The organism is Paenibacillus sp. USDA918EY, assembly GCF_009870825.1.
GTDB lineage: Bacteria > Bacillota > Bacilli > Paenibacillales > Paenibacillaceae > Paenibacillus_AQ > Paenibacillus_AQ albilobatus.
Genome location: NZ_WTWY01000003.1, coordinates 167,529 through 184,496 on the forward strand (window position 1 = coordinate 167,529; position 16,968 = coordinate 184,496).

The window sequence follows — 16,968 nt, forward strand, 5'->3', positions numbered from 1 at the left end:
AAACTATAAACACTATATTTTCTATTTGGTTACATTCATGGGCAAAAGAATAACAATACAAAGAAGCGTGGTCTCGTCATAACGATTTTAGGCTTTTTTCAGATCACAAAGAAGAGAACAACCAAGAAAAGGGGGCCGGAGAAAGTCCACCTTCGTTATCGTCTGTAATTTTTAGAAATTTTGATCCCATAAGGATGGTGACGGTTTTTGATTAAGTTGCCTGTTCTAGTTCTTATCACCATTATTTTATTAGCAGGTTGCACGAATAAAGACAATGGAAATTTCCAATCCCAACCAACACAAGCCGCAAATCAACCAACAAAAACGCCAACTCAAAGCCCGAATCCACCCCCTTCATCCACGGATTCAAACTCTATCGTGTATACGAATAAACAATACGGTTTTCAGTTTTCTTTACCCGAAAGCTGGAAAGGTTATTCCATTGTAGAGAGTCATTGGGAAGGCAACGTAATGAACAAAAACATAAGTGAAAAGTCTATGGAAACGGGGACAATCCTTTCGATTCGAGATCCTCGATGGACCGCAAAAACGCCAAGGCAGGATATACCCATTATGGTATTTACAATCCGTCAGTGGGACTCTCTTCTACGGGAAGAATTTTTTATTGGTGCAGCAGCTCTCAAACCGAGCGAATTGGGTCATAACGATAAATATGTTTTTGCAATTCCTGCACGCTACAATTTCGCCTACCCGCCTGGATACGAGGAAGTGGATAAGGTTTTACAAAGCGGACCGCTTAGTGCTTTAAATTAACCGTTTTCTTCGGTCTCTAGAACAGCCTCTCGGGACTTTTCTTATTCTGATTAAAAACCCTTATTAAGAATTTATTTGAGCTTGTGCTTTAATAAGGTTGTCGTTGATATAAAGAAACAGATCCGTAAATGAATTTACGGATCTGTTTCTAATCGATGCGGTCGAGAGGACTCGAACCTCCACGGGGGGTTAGCCCACACGGACCTGAACCGTGCGCGTCTGCCAATTCCGCCACGACCGCATATGTATTTATCGCTTGGCTGTTTTCATCGTTTCCGACTCTTTCGCGGCGACAAGATAGATCATACCATGGATCAAAATTATAGTCAACACCTTTTTATATTTATTTGGAAGAGGGAAACGGAAGCAACTGCCAGCGCAAAAAGTATTGATAAAAATGAAGCAAACGGGATAAAATAAGAACATCAGTTCGCATAAAGGCGGTGATCCAAAATGTCTGTACCAGGCATAACGCGCGACGAGCTGTCGCTGATCAAAAGCTACCTTCTGCTGCAATTCATCCATAAAGTGTTTGAACGGGACCTTCGCATTATGGAAGAAAGCGGCGTATTCAAAACTCCGGAGCTGTACATGGAAGTTGTGGCCGGGGGCGATCGTCAGGCCATGATGCTGCTATCGGGCGTCAAAAGGGAATTCAAAAGCCGCCGAATCCGCGTCTATGAAATAAGCCAGGACGAGCGCGGCATCGGCGCCCAATACGTCTGCAGGGGGTATACGGGCGAAATGAACATCCTATGGCCGGCCTTCCGCAGCGAAATGATGGCCCGAATGAAGGCTTATTTAGGGCTTCGCCCGGAGACCGACGCCAACGGCTTTTCGCCAGATCCCCTTCCCTCATCGCCCGTTTCCGCACTGTAAGGGGCTCCTTTGGAGCAGCTTCCCGAATTACCCAAAAAAAGCCGCTTCCAACGCGGGAATCGCACTGTCCGTTCAGACAGAACGTTCCCGATCGTTCAAGCGGCCATACATACATGTTATATCCATCCTGGCATGAATCATGATTCGGGATGGATGCGTGGCTCGTCCACCGGCTGGTAAATATAGTTCCGGTCGAGCTTGACCACCTTCCGGTTGCGGCGGCGGATCAGCACGTGCTCGTCATCCCAAGCGACCACGATGCCTTTGACGTCATTGTCTTCGATCCCGTCGCGGACTACCCTGACCATTTCTCCGGAAAGGCGGTAGTGGTTAAGCTGTTCGTCGGTAATCATCGCTTGCGCCTCCTTTCCTCTTGCAATTTCACAAAACAACCCGACAAAGCGTAGTTTTGGCTACGAAAAAAAGTCGGATCGCATTTATAGGTCAATTTTCTGAGATGAAGAAAACGTCTCTCGACGTACTTTCCCGGAAGACAGACCGCGCTTAGCGGAAATTTTCCTTGAAGATATAAGGAAGCAATCGCTCTGAACCTTATAATTAAATCTTCAAAAAAAGACCTAAATGGATTCATTTAGGTCCTATCTTTTGCAGCGGCTTGCCGGCTGAATCCCCCATTGATGCGGTTAGGCTAGCGTTGCGCATGCTCTTTGCTGTCGTTTTTCTCAAACCAATAATCCAACACGGTTGAAGACATCACCCGTTTTTCAACATACTCCACCTGATGAGGGGCGAACAAATCCTTCCAGGAAAAGTCAAGCTCATCACACATACGTACGATGGTCAACAGTTCTGACCAAGCGACGTAACGTTTATACCAGAAAAATTGAGGATGCTCCATCATGTAGGGATACAGATCATCGAACTCCGTATGCTTGCAATCCAACGCGCGTTCGAAATGATCCTTGGCCGCAGCCAGCTTATCGACAAAATACTGCTCGCTTACCGGTTCTTTCCCCATTTTCGCTGCCTCCCCTCTCGTGATCTTAAATATATTATAAGCGAAAAGAACGCCGCTTGAAAGGCATTGTTTATAAATGGACGATTAGTCCGTGAAAGTGATGGTTCCGTTGTCGAGCGATTCGATTTTGACGAGAGACTCCAAACGGATCCCTTGTTCGCGAATGGTGCGCGCGCCGGCTTGGAAGCATTTTTCCACAACGACGCCAAGGCCGACCAATTCCGCTCCCGAGCGCCCGATAATTTTGACGAGTCCTCTGGCGGCGTCGCCGTTGGCGATAATGTCGTCGATGAAAAGCACCTTGTCCTGCTCCCGGATATATTTGCGCGAGAGCATGATATCGGTGACGATCCCTTTCGTAAACGAAGGAACGCGCTCGCATAGTGCGTCGGGATCAGCCAAAAGCGTCTTTTTGCGCCGTGCGAACACGAGAGGAACGCCCAGCTCCAGCGCCGTCGCAAAAGCTACGGAAATACCCGAGGATTCGACCGTAATGACGCGCGTGACTCCGGCATCCTTAAAGCGGGCGGCAAACTCCCGGCCCATTTCCATCGTCAATCCGGGATCCACCTGATGGTTTAATATGCCGTCCAAATTGAGCACCTGCTCCGACATGACCGTGCTTTCTTCCAAAATTCTTTGCTTCAATTTTTCCATTCCAATAACCCCCAAGCCGAATAAGAAAAACGTATATCATCGTACTGTTAAAAAAGACCTACCGCCTTCAACGGCATTTTTCCCGGTTACAACATTGCTTCTGATCTTGCCGAACATTGAAATTCCGTCCATTTTCTCGATAAGCGACCAATTTCAGCCGCTTACCGTTTCCGGCGCCAGATGAGGCCTGCCACCGCAAGCGTCAATGCGAGCAGCACGGTGACCAGAATCCCTATTCTAATCGACGAGCGCTCCATCATGACCGCAATTTCGTTCCAATGGTATCCCACCGAATGCCCGATCAGTAAAAACGTCGTGCAAAACAGCAGCGCGCCAAGGGACGCGTAAGCTGCATAACGCCCCAAAGGAAGCTTGGATATCCCCGCCATATAAGAAGACAAGTGCCGCAGCCCGGGGATGAAGTAGCCGATGACGATGCTGAACGTGCCGTGCCGCTTAAACCAGGCTTCCGCGGACTTCAAACGTTCCGGCGTCAGCCGGATCCATTTGCCGTACCGCTCCAACAGCGGCTTGCCCACCACTCTTCCGAGCGTATAACTGATCATCATCCCCGTCATGCTGCCCATAAAGGTGACGGCCAACGCGACGGTAAAATGAAAATGCCCGCGCGCGACCATGCCCCCGAAGGTGGCGATCAGCGTTTCATCCGGTACGGGAATCCCCACAATCCCTAAAGCAAGCAAAACGAATAACGCGATATAGCCGTATTGTGTCAGGTAAACCATAATTTCCGTCAAAGCGTTATATATACCTCTCTTTACTCATGCTGTGCCGGCTGAACGACATTCCTTCGGGATCTAACCGTTTTTTGGGACACGCCCGAGTCATGTCCACCACATCCCCATCATAACCTGTACTAAGCGAATCACACAATAGCGCCGCTTACAAAGCAGGGAGGAACCAAATGAAAACCGGGATACGCATCTTTCAAATCGCATTTACATACATCGGAACGATCGTCGGGGCGGGATTCGCAACCGGGCAGGAAATCATCCAATTTTTCACCCAATACGGCAAATGGGGCGCCCTTACGATCCTGCTCGCAACCGCTCTGTTCATATGGCTCGGGACAAAAATCATGCTAATGTCGCGGCGGATTTCGGCCCGTTCCTACGAAGATTTGAACAAATATCTATTCGGCCCGAAAGCCGGGGGCGTCATCAGCATCATCATGCTGCTTATTCTGATCGGGGTGAACAGCGTCATGCTTGCCGGGGCCGGCTCCGTGTTTATGGAGCATTTCAACATGCATTACCAAACCGGCCTGCTCCTTACGATCGTCGGCACGTACTTTTTGCTGAAGCACGGAATTCATGCCATTTTGCAGATCAACAGCATCGTCGTTCCTTTAATGCTTACCTTGTCGGTCATCATCATTCTGAACACGGTCAAGCTTCCGACGGCCGACCGCTTCCTTACCCTGTCCACCGATTCGCATCCGGCCTTGGTCTGGCTCTCGCCGATCATTTACACCGCGTTTAACCTGGTATTGGCCCAAGCCGTGCTCGTTCCGCTGGGGAGCAAAACGGAAAGCGAAACGGCCGTCAAATGGGGAGGCATTGCGGGCGGGATCGGCGTCGGGCTGATGCTGCTTTCGGCGCATATCGCCATATCGGCGCATATGCCCGGCATCCGGCAGTACGAAATCCCCATGGGAAGCATCGCCTCACACTTGGGGACGGCCGTTCAAATCATTTACGTCATGCTGATCTTCCTCGAAATTTTTAGCACGTTCGTCGCCGACATTTACGGGGTAACGCTCCAATTGCAGCAGCATATGGCCGTTTCCCCGAAGCTCATTTCGGCTTCCGTTCTGTTCATTTGCTTCCTGCTCAGCCAAATCGGGTTCAGTTCGCTTCTGTCCGTGCTTTATCCATTGTTCGGGTGCCTGGCGGTTTTCTGGGTGGTCAAGCTGATGTTCAAATCCTGATGATGTCCGCTTGAGGCAGCCTCTCTCTTATGTGATCCAGTATATATCGATGGCAGGTGAGCATGATGATCTGCCGTTCCTCGGCCAGCTTGCCTGCCAAACCAAGCGCGGAACACATCCGCTCTTCGTCGAAATTGACGAACAGATCGTCAAGCAGCAGTGGCACGGCGAAATGGCCTTCCATGCTTCCGGCCAAAGCGAAACGCATCGCCAGGTACAGCTGTTCCGCCGTTCCCCGGCTCAGCAGCGTGCTGTCGACAAGGCCGGCCTCGCGATGCTCGGCCAGCAGCCTTTTTTCGCCCAGCTTCATCACGACCCTGCTGTAGCTTCCCCGCGTGAGCTCGCCGAAATAAGCCGACGCCAGCTGCAGCAGCCGGGGCTGCTTCTCCCGCTCGTAAATGCCGCGCGTTCTCGCGATCAATTCCGCGCAAAGGGAACGCACCGCGTATTCCGCGGCAATGTCCTTGAGCAGCGCCTTCTGCTCCTCCAGCTGCTGCAGCGCCGTATCGTGGGCGCATAACTTCACCAGCCCGTCCCGCTCCTGCAGCAGCCTGCCGCGGAGCTGCTGCAGCTCGCCGTGCTGCCGTTCCGCCTGGTCAAGCTCATCCGCCGCCGTCCGGCATGCTGCCTCCAGCGAGGCGGCATCATGGCGGTCAAGCATGTCCCGCAGCGTATGTTCACGGTCTGAAGGCCAGCCGCTGAACATGCCGACCGCAAGCTGGCGGACGCTCCGTTCAAGCTCTTTGCGCCGCTCCCATAAGGCACCCTGGCGCAAAAACCGTTCCCCATCCTCCGTCTGCGCCTCGGCAAGCAATGCCTCCTGAGACTGCATGACGGCATCGATCTCCATGCGGATCCGAAAATATTCCTCCTTCACCGGCTCCAGCTTGGAGCTTATGATTTCCCTTTCGCGCATCAGTTTTTTCTGCTCATCCCATGCCCGATTGACCGCTTCAAGCCGTAGAAGCGGAGACGAGTCGGAGGCTGCGCCTTCAGGAAGAACCTGCAGGCATTCCTCCTCATACGCCCGGATTTCCTGCTCCAGCGCCCGTTTTTTCCGGCCGAGCGCCTCCAAACGCCGCACCAGCTCCAGCCCCTGTTCGGCAAAACCGAACAGATCCATCACCGTTTCTGGCGAATTTGTCGGCCCGAGCGCCCGTTCAGACAACCACTCCTGCCATTGTCCCTCGAGCTCCGCGAAGATGCGCTGCTCCTTGTCCATTTTGCGGCTGAGCGCCGACAATTCCTGCCGCTGCGTCTCCGCCCGCTGGCGTGCCGCGAGCGCAGCCGCTTTGCTTTTTTCCAGCTCGTCCTGCCACAGCAGCCACGCGTCCACCTGTTTGCGCAGCTCGCGCAAAGCCGTTTCCATATCCTGCTCGGAAAACAATGAAAGATGCCTTCCTTCGAATTTGTCTCCCGACAGGCCCGACGCGGTAAGCGGGTCGGACACCAGAGAGGCGATAAGCGAAGACAATCGGGAGGCTTCACGATCAGGGTCATGCAGCGCCCGTTCATTCCGTCTTTTCGCCCGCCCGGCCTTTGGCGATTCTCCCCTGCTTTCCCGCCAAAAGAAAATATCGGCTGCAACCAACAGCACAAAGGCTGCCGCCGCCCCCAGCGGGGATCGCAGCAGCAAGAGCAAGCCCGGGAGCAGCAGCGTCATCAGTACGCTGCCCCAAAGCAGCTTCCGGTAAAAAACCTTCATCCGCTCGGCAACAAACGCCTCGCGTTCTTCCTTTTCCTGTCGGGAAAGCCGCTCCAGCCGGGTTTCGCGCCAGCGCTCCGCCCCCGACTGGATATCGTTCCATAACGGCAGCAGCTCGGCTTTCGACTTCGGGAGGAACATCGCAAAACGGTTCCGCCCTTCCTCCATGTTCTCGCGCAAAGCCGCTTCCACCCGCCCGAGCTCATCTTCGGCCGCTTCCCATTGCCTGGACTTTTGCTCCCGCTCCATCGCGAGCGACTCCATCCGGCGGTCGTATCCCGCAAAACCGGCGGCATACCGCCGCACCGCCTCGCGTTCGGACACGCTGCCCGAAAAAGCCCGCAGCTCGGAAACGCCCCAGCCCGGATCCATTTGGCGCAGCACCCTGTGCAGCTGCTCCTGCAAGACGGCTTCCTCTCCGGCAGACTCCTGCAGCTCCTTCATCCGCATTCCGATCGTTTCCCGCCTTGCCGCCAAACGCTCAATAAGCGGGCCCTGCCGGATCAGGCCTTCATCCGGCTGCAGCCTGCCGAGCCGATCGTTTAAAGCGCCGGACGTCCGATCAAGCTCCTGCTGCCGGATCCTGAGCCTGTCCAGCTCCGCTTGAAGCCGATGCCACCGCTGCACGCCTTCTTCCGGAAACGCCGCCGTTTCAGGCATCCCGGCAAGCTCAAGCGACGCCTCCTTCCACTCCAGCCATTGCGGCCGGATCTCCTGCGCTTTCCGAAGGAGCGCCAACCGTTCCGAAGCCTCGTTCCGTTTCCGGTCGGCCTCCGCAATGGATTGGTTCGTGTCTCCGAGCTTGGACTCCGCCTCCAAATATTTGGCCAAATAGGAGCGGCTTTCCGCGATTTCCCGCTCCAGCCGCTCGATGGCCTGCAGCACTTTGGCGCTTTCCTGGACCCGCCCCCGCGGCTTGTGCAGCTTTTCCATCTCCTGAAGCAGCCTCCGCTCGGCCCGGACGATGTCGGCGCCGCCGCCGAACCCGGCATGGAACAGGTAGCTGCCCAATTCCTCGGACTGCAGCGTGCGTATTTCCTGGAGCTCCGTCAACGTGACGGCAAACAGCTGCTTGAACATGTCCCGGGACAAGCCGCCAAGAAGTTCCCTTTCCAGATCGCCCTGCGTCATATGTACGGCCGTTCCCTGGGCTGTCGTTTTTACGATGGACAGCCGCTCTCCCCGGCCGGAAGCGGCGCCTCCATCGCGGGAGGCGAATCTGGAAACGGTCCAAGTCGATCCGTCCTCCGCTTTCGCCGTCAGCACCCCGCCATGAACTCCGCCCCCCGGAGGTTCGAATCGTTCCGTCGGGTATGAGCGGCCCGGTATGCCGTACAGCATCGCCCGGACAAAATGCAGAATCGTGCTTTTGCCGGCTTCATTCGGACCGGCCAACACCGTGATCGGGGAATGCAGCCGGATGTCGCGGTCGCGGATCCTTCCAAAGCCATGGATTTGCAGACGCTCAATGTTCATCCGGTTCGCCGCCCCCTTCCCGTTCCCGGCCATGCTCCGCCAGCAGCATAACCGCCATTTCCTCGGCCCGGCGCAGCCAGCCCGTCCGTTCCTCTTCGCCGACTTCGGCCAGAAGCTTGCGCAGTTCCCCGTTTGCCGCGAGCGGCTGCAGGGCGCTGCCGAACAGGTCGGAGCGGATTTCCCCGTCCGGGCCCGCCTTGCGGCCGTAACGGAGCAGCTCGCCGAGGAAGCTTTCCTCCTCCAGCAGCGCTTCCCTGTCGATCCACGGACCGGACCGGATATCAAAGCTTTCGATCCAGACCAGCCCTTCAAATCCGCCGGGTTCCGCTGCCGCGCGGACGGCCTTCCGGTGAAGCTCGTGCAAAATCTCCTCCGCCATCCCTTCCTCGAGCCTTTGGTGCAGACGGCTTCTGCCGGCGACGGCGAACCTGACGACGCTCATCTGACCGGGACGTTCGCTGCGGATGGCCTCCATTCGATCCTCCACCATCGCATAAAACGCCTCCTCGCCTTCCATGCCGTCGATGGCGAGCGTTTCATGGTACCACCGGACCGTATCCAGCTCATGGAACTGCAATCCGATGTTTCCCGCCTCATCCACCCGAACGACGTAGCAGCCCTTCGCCCCGGTTTCCCGGATGCTGCGTCCTTGAATATTGCCCGGATAAACGATGTGGGAGTTTTCCTGCAATACCTGCCTTTTATGAATATGGCCAAGCGCCCAATAATCGTAGCCTGCGGCGGTTAAGTCGCGCCGGGTGCAGGGGGAATACGTTTCATGCGCCGGATCGCCGTCCACGTTGGCGTGCAAAAGCGCAATATGGAACAGGGATGAATCCCTGTTCCTCTGAAAATGAAGCGACGTATTTTCGGTAACCTTCGCCGTCGGGTACGAAATGCCGCCGATGACGGCCACCGGCCGCCCGTCCTGCCTGCGGCATGCGGTAACCCGTTCGAATTCGGGACCAAACACGTGCACATGCTCTTTTTGGGAAACGATCATGCGCGGGCCGTCGAGCGGGTCGTGATTGCCATGGATGACGTAGACGCCGACGCCGTGCTCTCCGAGCCGGTCCAGCGCCTCCTGAAAGCGGAGCTGCGCCTGCAGCGACGAATCCTTGGCATCGTATACGTCGCCGCAAATCACGATAAAATCGACCTGCTCCCGGATCGCCAGCTCCGTCAGCCGCTCGAAGGAAGCAAAGGTGGATTCGCGCAAAAAAGCGCGTATCCCGTCCGAAAGTCCGCTGACGCCCTTAAACTGGCTGTCCAGATGAAGGTCCGCGGCATGAATGAAAGTAAACGGAACCATTCCATCACTCTTTCACGGGGGAGTATTGTAAGTATAATTTCTTCAATTCGTTGACCGCATGGGTCAGCGAATAATGGCTTTTCGCCTTGTCCCAGGCCGAACGGGCCAGTTCGTAGCGGTACAGCGGGTCGGTAATGACCTTCTCCAAAGCTTCGCCGAGCGCCATGTAATCCTCGGGCGGCACGAGCAGGCCGTTGACGCCGTCTTCGATTTGCTCGGCGATCCCGCCGACGTCCGTTCCGACAAGCGCCAGGCAGCTGAGCGCCGCCTCGGCGAACACGGAGCCGAAGGCTTCCGCCCGGGACGGGAGAACGAATATATCAAAGAATGGCATAAATTCCTCGGGATGAAGCGTGTAGCCGTAAAATATCGTTTCGTTATAAATGCCAAGCTGTTTGGCCAGCGTTTCCAGCTCCGTCCGGTAAGGACCGTCGCCGATAATATGCAGCACATAGTCGAACCCTTTCTTTTTCAGCTCCGCGCACGCTTTCAGCAGGATGTCGAGTCCTTTGGCCGGAACTAGCCGGCAGACGGTAATCAGCTGCGGGACGTCGTTTTCATGGGGAACCGGCTTAAACCGCTTTTCGTCGAACCCGTTCGGCGTCACCGCGATCCGTTCCGGATGGTCGACGTAAGCTCCCAGATAATCCGCGAAAGAGCGCGACACGGTCAGCATTCGTTCGCTTTTCAGCTCAAGCTCCCGGTAGAGGGAACCCAGAAACCGGTGCTCGGGACCGTCCGCCTTGATTTTCCCGTTCAAAATCAGCTCTTTTTCGTAGCTGGAGTGGATGGTCTGAATAAGGGGCACCTCCGGGAACACCTGCTTCATGGCGAGGCCGGCGATCGGATGATGCGCGTGGATCAGGTCGTAAGGCTTTTGGATCCGAAGTTTCGTCCACCATAAATAATCCCGGTACGTTTGAATATATTTCTGGACGGTAGGGCTGTCTCCGTATTCCGTCCAGTCGAAGGTCTCGAACCGAATGTCTTCATGTCCCTTGTTTCGGATCCGTTTCGGCAGCCAGAACATTTCCATATCCCATCTTGAGGATTGAAAACGCTCCTGCATGTACGGAATCATCGAAGATACGCCGCCGGGCTGTTCCGGCGGGAAAAAGAGTGCTTGCAGCAATCTCACGGGGTAACCGCCCCTTTCCAGTAATCTCTTTTCTATCTTTTTTATGTTGTACACTCGTTTCAGGATCCTTGAATTTATGATATATTGGAACATATGTTTCAGTAAAGGAAAACCATTTCGGGAGCCGATAGATGATGACGCCTTACATGTCCGGATCACCCTACGCCGTTTCGGCGGGCATCGCTTCAGCATGCTGTCTGTACATCATACTCATCATGTCGATCATGTGCCTCATTATGTACAGCAAACAGCGAAAAAAGGCCTATTTGTCGATGATCATCGCCTTTCTTTTTATTATGACATACGAAGGTCTGAACATCCATTTCGCCTTTTGGCCGGCCCCGGGACGGAGCGGGAGTTATTCCTGGATCGCCGATCTGCAAATTTTTTCGTTTTTGCTGCTGAACCTGTCGGTATTACAGCTGTACCGCCGGATGGGCAGAGCCTCTTACGTCCTTTTTGCGGTCCTTGCGATTCTCTTTTTCGTACCGTTGGTCTCCTACGTCATTCCTTTCGGGGGGACCGGCTGGCAAAAGCTTTACTTGGATGTCTATCAATTGGGCATTCTATATGTGGGCATTTCTTTCATATCGCCGCGGATTGGCCAGCGGGGCAAATATTTTGCCGGCATCAGCGTTTACTTCGTCTACATGGCTCTCGGAATGCTTTCGCGGTATGCCGGGCAGCACGGCGCCTGGATCGACGGGGCCTTGGTATGGCTCCCGCTTGCGTATTACACGATCGTGTTTCTTATCCTGTTCGAGAGAATCGTCGAGCTGATGCAGTCGATCTACCGCTCCTCCATTACCGACGGCCTCACGAACCTTTATAACCGCCGGTTTTTCACGAAACAGCTGAACAAATACGTCGAGCAGGGCGTCAAGGTTTCGATGATATTTTGCGATATCGACAATTTCAAAAAACTGAACGACACCGAGGGACATCAGCGCGCCGATCAGGTGCTTAAGCAGGTGGCTTCGATCATCGACGAAGAGGTGTCCGAAGTCGGTCTGAGCGGGCGGTTTGGCGGAGAGGAGCTCGTTGCCCTGGTCGTGGACAAGCGGGCCAAGGTCGCCCAAATCGCGGAGCGGATCCGCGCAAGGGTCGCCGATGAAACGATCGTTACCTTAAGCATCGGCTACAGTACGCTGCGCAAAAGCATGACGGGCGAGGAACTGGTCAAACAAGCCGACCAAGCGATGTACCGCTCCAAAACGACGGGCAAAAACAAAGTTTCGCCGTACCGCATGCCTTCCTCGAAAAAAGAAGCGGAGGAAGCCGGCGCGTGACCGCATCGCATACTTCAGGATTTTGCAAAATCCTCATATAATACCAATAACAAAAGGAGCTTGAACGATGGGCAAAGAATCGCTGCCTTCCGCGTACGTTGAACAAATGAAACCGATTTTGGGCGGGGATCTCCCCGCTTTTTTGCGCTCCTATGATCTTCCCCGCACGCACGGGCTGCGCTTTAACGGGTTGAAGACCGCGCCGGAACTGCAGGAAAACGTGGTGCGCATGTTTGACCTGAAACCCGTTCCCTGGTGCCCGGCCGGTTATTATTACGGCGAGAACGCCCGTCCCGGGAAACATCCCTACCACCAGGCCGGGCTCTACTACATCCAGGAGCCTTCGGCCATGTCGGCGGTGGAGCTGCTTGACCCGCAGCCGGGCGAAACGATCCTGGACCTGGCCGCGGCCCCCGGAGGCAAAACCACCCATATCGCATCCAAAATGAACGGGGAGGGATTGCTCGTTTCCAACGAAATTCATCCCGAACGCGCCAAAATCCTGGCGGAAAACGTGGAGCGGATGGGGATTGCGAACGCCTTGGTGACGTGCGCCGCGCCGGACGAGCTGTCCCGCCGGTTTCCCGAAGCCTTCGACCGGATTATGCTGGATGCGCCTTGTTCCGGCGAAGGCATGTTCCGAAAAGATCCGAACGCGCTCGAGGAATGGTCGCCCTCCTTAGTGGACATGTGCGCCGCCCGGCAGCGCGACATTTTGGACCATGCTTATGCGATGCTCAAACCCGGGGGCACGTTGGCCTATTCGACCTGCACGTTTAACCGGAGCGAAAACGAAGAGACGATAGCGCATTTCACGGCCGCATACCCCGATATGGGGATCGTCCTTATGAAACGGCTATGGCCCCATGAGGAGGCCGGGGAAGGGCATTTCGTGGCCGTACTGCGCAAAACGGAAACCGGGGAACGGAACGGAGAGAGTAAAAAAGCCCGCAAACCCCAGGACAAAGGGAAAAACCGCCCTGCCCAAGCCGCCTTGCGCGATTTTGCCTCCTGGGCTGCGGACGAGCTCCCCGGGTACCGCCTGCCATCAGGAACCCCGATCCTGTTCGGCGAATCCCTGTATCTGCTTCCCGCGGCGGAAACGCTGGCGATCGACGGGCTCAAAATCCCGAGGGCCGGCCTTCACCTCGCCCATTTGAAGAAAAACCGCATCGAGCCGGCCCATGCGCTGGCGATGGCGCTTACTTCGGGGCAGGCCAGGCAGCAGATCCGCCTTGAAGCGGACGGGCCGGAGGCGGCGGCCTATCTGCGCGGCGAAACGCTGCCCGTTCCGGCCGATCTCCGCGGCTGGACGCTCGTCACGGTGGACGGCCTTCCGCTCGGATGGGGCAAAGCCAGCGGAGGGCAGCTCAAAAATCATTATCCGAAAGGGCTGCGCCAATTTTAATGCGCCGATCGCCCCGTATTTAAAGCAAAAGGTACCCTTGGTCTCACGGAAGACCTAAGGGTACCTTATTTTTTATGCCCAGCCCGTTTAGGACAAGCAATATTTAAGCAAAGCCGCGTGCACCCCGTCCTCGTTGTTCGAGGCGGTCACTTCGTCGGCGGCCGCTTTCACTTCCAGCGGGGAGTTGTCCATGGCGATGCCGAGGCCCGCAAAGGTCAGCATCGTGATGTCGTTGTAATAATTGCCGATCGCCAGCACCTCCTCGGGACGGACGCCGCGCCGCTTAGCCAGCTGCTTGAGCGCGTTGCCTTTTGAAGCGTCCGGATGCATCAGGTCGAGGAAATATTCGCCGCTGCGCAAAATGTTGAATTCCGGCGTCCATTTGCCGATCTCCTCATGCACTTTGTCCAGCACGTCGGCGTAATCGAATGCCGTCACTTTGACGACAGGTTCGCCCAATTCCTGCATCGGCGGCAAATTAGCCGGAAGCATCAGGAAGTTTTCATACATGCTGCGTACTTCGACAACCATTCCGTCCACGTTGTCCACGTACATGCGAAATGCGGTATTGACGTCAAAATGGACCTTTTTCTCGCGGAAATAATCCATGTAAGGCCCGATCGCTTTCGTATCCATGGCGAACTGATGCACCACTTCCTTCGTGACGACGTCCACCGTCGCTGCACCGTTATGGCTGATGACGTAACCTTTCAAGCCGATCTCTTCCATGAACGGAATCGAGTTTTGCGGCCCTCTCCCGGTGCACAGCACGATTTCGGCCCCGGTACGGGATACCTCCTGAATCGTCTTTTTCGTTTGTTCGGTCAGCTCATGGTTGTCGTTCAGCAGCGTTCCGTCAACGTCAAGCGCAATCAGCTTGTATTTCATGTCTCCACCCATCCTTTTGAAGTTTTTCGTCTCGGGATTGTGCTTCAATCCCTTCTATTTATTCAAAATTCCGCACTTCCATTGTAACGCAGGAATGTTATCGGAGTGCAAGCCCCATTCCGGCACGCCTTTTTAATCTTGCGCTCCGGTTAACAATGCAAGCTCCTCCTCCGTCAATTCCCGGTATTCCCCCAGCTTCAGCGAAGGGTCCAAATTCAGCCGTCCCATACGGATCCGTTTCAAATAAATGACCTTTTTGCCGACCGACTGGAACATTCGCTTGACTTGGTGGAATTTGCCTTCGTGAATCGTCAGCTCGATCCGGGAAACGATCTCCTCCCCTTCCCGCTTCCGCTCCAAAACGGCAAGTTCGCCGGGCAGCGTCACGTAACCGTCATCCAGCGTGACCCCTTCGGCAAACCGCTTGACGTCGTCATCGTCTACCTCTCCAAGCACCAGCGCCGTATAGGTTTTCGGCACATGGCGTCTCGGGGACAGCAGCTCATGCGCCAGCTTGCCGTCGTTGGTCAAAAGCAGCAGCCCTTCCGTATCCTTGTCCAGACGTCCCACCGGAAAGGGCTCAAACGCCAAATATTCGGGCGAAAGCAAATCCAGAACGGTCCGGTCGCGGTTGTCTTCCGTTGCCGATACGACGCCGGGAGGCTTGTGCAGCATCACGTATATAAACTCCCTGTAACGGATCTGCTCCCCGTCAAGCAGGATCACATCCGTATCCGGATGAACATGCATCCCGCTGTCTTTGGCCTTGAGGCCGTTTACCGTGATCAGGCCCTGCTTGACGTATTTTTTGATGTCGCTTCGGCTGCCGTAACCCAAATGGGTCAGCGCCTTGTCCAATCTCAAAGTCGTTCTTCCTTTTCCGCTCATGCCGAGGTCCACCTCCATCCTGCCGGGTATTCGTTTTTCAACATCCCGTCCTGCCATTTGCCAAAGCCGGCCGAATAGCCGTCAATGCATAACAGCACGTATCCTTTGGGCGCGACGCCCTCCCGGCGCCGAATGCGCTCAACATCGATATCCAGCGTTTCGCCTTTCAAATAACGAACCGCCTCGCCCGATTCGGACGACAGCTGGAGCACGCGGCAAAACTCCCGCGGATGCAGGGCGGTCGCAAGCGGATGCGCCGGGACAAAGCGCCCGTTTTTGGCGTCGCCCATGTACCAGCCCGGGCGGACCACTTTAAGTCCGTCCAAAGCCCCGGGCGGAAGCGGCGATTGATAAACATGCTGGCCGAACACGATCGTAAATCCGTCAGGGGTAAAAGCGAGATGGTCGCGGAGGAATTGTCCGTACGCTTCAAGCGGGGCGGCCGTTTGATCGGTCGCTGCGGATTTTTTGGCCGCTTTTCCTTTTTTCAAAGCGCCGGCATTCCGTTCAGGTTTATGTTTGCCTTTTCCGTTTAGGCGTTCCCCTTCGGCGGGCCGGCCGCCGATTGCGGCGCGAAGCACCCCGGGCTCGTCCGTTTCCGATCCGTCATGCTGCAGGACGGCCACGAAATGGCCTTCCCCTTCGATCAAATGGGGCCACAAACGCGCGGTATGTTTCGCCTGCTCCAAAACCTCGTCCGGGATCTTATCGGGCTCCGCCATATGCTCGCGAATCCAGCCGGTTTCTCCGGGGGCAAACATCCCGCTTGCCGCAGGAGGTTCAACGCGGAAATGCGCATGTTCCATCAAAAATTCGGCAATGATCGCTTCGTTTTCCTCCGGCGAAAACGTGCAGGTGGAATAAACGATCCGGCCGCCCGGCTTCAGCATGCCGGCTGCCGATTTTAGAATGTCCCGCTGCATGGCGGCGTATTTGTCCGGCGAATCGGACGTCCACTGGCGGACCATGTCCTCGTCCTTGCGGAACATCCCCTCGCCCGAGCACGGGGCGTCTACGAGGATTTTATCGAAAAAGGCGGGAAAGCTAGCGGCGATCCGCTCCGGATGCTCCTGCAGCACCACGCCGTTTCGGACCCCGTAAAGCTCCAAATTTTTGGCCAACGCTTTCGTCCGTTCCTGGTTCAGGTCGTTGGAAACCAGCAGGCCTTCCCCTTGAAGCTTGGCCGCGATTTGGGTCGATTTGCCGCCCGGGGCCGCGCAAAGATCCAGCACTTTGTCTCCCGGCTTCACCCCAAGCAGTTCAACGGGGGCCATCGCGCTCGGTTCCTGGATATAATACAGTCCGGCATGGTAATACGGATGTTTGCCCGGCCGGTCGCCCGGACCCGTATAAAAGCCTGTGCCGCACCACGGAATCGGCTTCAGCTGCCACGGGCTCAGCTCCAGCATGTCGTCCACGGAAATTTTTAATGTGTTTACCCTGATCCCTCCGTGCGGGTCATGGCCATAGGAAGCGATAAAATCTTCGTAGCTTTCCCGGAGCAGCGATTTCATCCGCTCCTTAAAGGCTGCAGGCAGCTGCAATCCCATTCATTCATCATCCTGTTCTGTCGTGTTAAACTCGATTCGTTTTACCGTCCGTCATCTTTGTTGTCATGTATCAT

At 55.4% G+C, this 16,968-nt stretch carries 15 protein-coding genes and 1 tRNA gene; 5 read left to right on the top strand and 11 right to left on the bottom strand.

Going from position 1 to position 16,968, the window contains the following annotated elements; all coding sequences use genetic code 11:
- Nucleotides 1–207 precede the first annotated feature (207 nt).
- Nucleotides 208–774, top strand: a complete 567-nt coding sequence (locus GQY55_RS08490) for a hypothetical protein (RefSeq protein WP_160040130.1) — start codon at nt 208–210, stop codon at nt 772–774.
- Between the two features lie 156 nt (nt 775–930).
- Here the strand turns inward: GQY55_RS08490 and GQY55_RS08495 are convergent.
- A tRNA-Leu gene (locus tag GQY55_RS08495) sits at nt 931–1,015 on the bottom strand.
- Between the two features lie 212 nt (nt 1,016–1,227).
- Here GQY55_RS08495 and GQY55_RS08500 point away from each other — a divergent pair.
- Complete coding sequence (locus tag GQY55_RS08500; protein ID WP_160040132.1) at nt 1,228–1,653, top strand: hypothetical protein; 426 nt, start codon at nt 1,228–1,230, stop codon at nt 1,651–1,653.
- A 137-nt stretch (nt 1,654–1,790) separates the two neighbouring features.
- Here the strand turns inward: GQY55_RS08500 and GQY55_RS08505 are convergent, their stop codons facing one another.
- From GQY55_RS08505 to GQY55_RS08520, 4 genes are all read right to left on the bottom strand, one after another.
- Entirely contained in the window at nt 1,791–2,006 is a 216-nt protein-coding gene (locus GQY55_RS08505) for a hypothetical protein (RefSeq protein WP_160040134.1), read from the bottom strand.
- A gap of 296 nt (nt 2,007–2,302) precedes the next feature.
- On the bottom strand, nt 2,303–2,632 hold the full coding sequence (locus GQY55_RS08510) for a hypothetical protein (RefSeq protein WP_160040136.1): 330 nt from the start codon (nt 2,630–2,632) through the stop codon (nt 2,303–2,305).
- A gap of 84 nt (nt 2,633–2,716) precedes the next feature.
- Nucleotides 2,717–3,289, bottom strand: a complete 573-nt coding sequence (locus GQY55_RS08515) for a xanthine phosphoribosyltransferase (RefSeq protein ID WP_160040138.1) — start codon at nt 3,287–3,289, stop codon at nt 2,717–2,719.
- Between the two features lie 161 nt (nt 3,290–3,450).
- Nucleotides 3,451–4,047: a DedA family protein gene (locus GQY55_RS08520; protein WP_160040139.1), complete on the bottom strand. Its 597-nt coding sequence runs from the start codon at nt 4,045–4,047 to the stop codon at nt 3,451–3,453.
- Nucleotides 4,048–4,214: 167 nt separating this feature from the next.
- On the opposite strand from GQY55_RS08520, the gene GQY55_RS08525 reads away from it, so the two are divergent.
- A complete protein-coding gene (locus GQY55_RS08525; RefSeq protein WP_160040141.1) occupies nt 4,215–5,240 on the top strand; it encodes a YkvI family membrane protein in 1,026 nt (341 codons plus the stop codon).
- On the opposite strand, the gene GQY55_RS08530 is transcribed toward GQY55_RS08525, so the two are convergent.
- From GQY55_RS08530 to GQY55_RS08540, 3 genes are read right to left on the bottom strand one after another with little or no spacing between them, the layout of a single operon-like run.
- On the bottom strand, nt 5,230–8,421 hold the full coding sequence (locus GQY55_RS08530) for an AAA family ATPase (RefSeq protein ID WP_160040143.1): 3,192 nt from the start codon (nt 8,419–8,421) through the stop codon (nt 5,230–5,232). The two genes, GQY55_RS08525 and GQY55_RS08530, sit on opposite strands and share 11 nt — an antisense overlap.
- A complete protein-coding gene (locus tag GQY55_RS08535; protein WP_160040145.1) occupies nt 8,411–9,733 on the bottom strand; it encodes a metallophosphoesterase family protein in 1,323 nt (440 codons plus the stop codon). The genes GQY55_RS08530 and GQY55_RS08535 overlap by 11 nt, the downstream gene beginning before the upstream one ends.
- Nucleotides 9,734–9,737: 4 nt before the next feature.
- Nucleotides 9,738–10,871 (bottom strand): glycosyltransferase family 4 protein, encoded by a 1,134-nt coding sequence (locus tag GQY55_RS08540; RefSeq protein ID WP_160040147.1) that lies wholly within the window; start codon nt 10,869–10,871, stop codon nt 9,738–9,740.
- 146 nt (nt 10,872–11,017) lie between these two features.
- Here GQY55_RS08540 and GQY55_RS08545 point away from each other — a divergent pair, with 146 nt between their 5' ends.
- Nucleotides 11,018–12,160, top strand: coding sequence for a GGDEF domain-containing protein (locus tag GQY55_RS08545; protein ID WP_236575496.1), 1,143 nt, complete (start codon nt 11,018–11,020; stop codon nt 12,158–12,160).
- Between the two features lie 67 nt (nt 12,161–12,227).
- On the top strand, nt 12,228–13,568 hold the full coding sequence (locus GQY55_RS08550) for an RsmF rRNA methyltransferase first C-terminal domain-containing protein (protein ID WP_160040151.1): 1,341 nt from the start codon (nt 12,228–12,230) through the stop codon (nt 13,566–13,568).
- Between the two features lie 87 nt (nt 13,569–13,655).
- Here GQY55_RS08550 and GQY55_RS08555 read toward each other — a convergent pair whose 3' ends face one another.
- The 3 genes from GQY55_RS08555 to GQY55_RS08565 form a co-directional block, all read right to left on the bottom strand.
- Entirely contained in the window at nt 13,656–14,456 is an 801-nt protein-coding gene (locus tag GQY55_RS08555; RefSeq protein WP_160040153.1) for a Cof-type HAD-IIB family hydrolase, read from the bottom strand.
- 132 nt (nt 14,457–14,588) lie between these two features.
- The gene (locus GQY55_RS08560) at nt 14,589–15,344 is read right to left on the bottom strand and encodes a pseudouridine synthase (protein WP_160040155.1); all 756 of its coding nucleotides are present in this window, start codon (nt 15,342–15,344) and stop codon (nt 14,589–14,591) included.
- Nucleotides 15,341–16,894, bottom strand: a complete 1,554-nt coding sequence (locus GQY55_RS08565) for an RsmB/NOP family class I SAM-dependent RNA methyltransferase (RefSeq protein ID WP_160040157.1) — start codon at nt 16,892–16,894, stop codon at nt 15,341–15,343. Before GQY55_RS08565 ends, GQY55_RS08560 begins: the two co-directional genes overlap by 4 nt.
- Between the last annotated feature and the right edge of the window lie 74 nt (nt 16,895–16,968).

What these genes read in the sequence shown, in the direction of transcription:
- GQY55_RS08500 (WP_160040132.1), top strand. Translation starts at nt 1,228, where the DNA reads ATGTCTGTACCAGGCATAACGCGCGACGAGCTGTCGCTGATCAAAAGC.
- GQY55_RS08505 (WP_160040134.1), bottom strand. Translation starts at nt 2,006, where the DNA reads ATGATTACCGACGAACAGCTTAACCACTACCGCCTTTCCGGAGAAATG.
- GQY55_RS08545 (WP_236575496.1), top strand. Translation starts at nt 11,018, where the DNA reads ATGTCCGGATCACCCTACGCCGTTTCGGCGGGCATCGCTTCAGCATGC.
- GQY55_RS08560 (WP_160040155.1), bottom strand. Translation starts at nt 15,344, where the DNA reads ATGAGCGGAAAAGGAAGAACGACTTTGAGATTGGACAAGGCGCTGACC.
- GQY55_RS08550 (WP_160040151.1), top strand. Translation starts at nt 12,228, where the DNA reads ATGGGCAAAGAATCGCTGCCTTCCGCGTACGTTGAACAAATGAAACCG.
- GQY55_RS08515 (WP_160040138.1), bottom strand. Translation starts at nt 3,289, where the DNA reads ATGGAAAAATTGAAGCAAAGAATTTTGGAAGAAAGCACGGTCATGTCG.
- GQY55_RS08525 (WP_160040141.1), top strand. Translation starts at nt 4,215, where the DNA reads ATGAAAACCGGGATACGCATCTTTCAAATCGCATTTACATACATCGGA.
- GQY55_RS08535 (WP_160040145.1), bottom strand. Translation starts at nt 9,733, where the DNA reads ATGGTTCCGTTTACTTTCATTCATGCCGCGGACCTTCATCTGGACAGC.
- GQY55_RS08565 (WP_160040157.1), bottom strand. Translation starts at nt 16,894, where the DNA reads ATGGGATTGCAGCTGCCTGCAGCCTTTAAGGAGCGGATGAAATCGCTG.
- GQY55_RS08530 (WP_160040143.1), bottom strand. Translation starts at nt 8,421, where the DNA reads ATGAACATTGAGCGTCTGCAAATCCATGGCTTTGGAAGGATCCGCGAC.
- GQY55_RS08510 (WP_160040136.1), bottom strand. Translation starts at nt 2,632, where the DNA reads ATGGGGAAAGAACCGGTAAGCGAGCAGTATTTTGTCGATAAGCTGGCT.
- GQY55_RS08555 (WP_160040153.1), bottom strand. Translation starts at nt 14,456, where the DNA reads ATGAAATACAAGCTGATTGCGCTTGACGTTGACGGAACGCTGCTGAAC.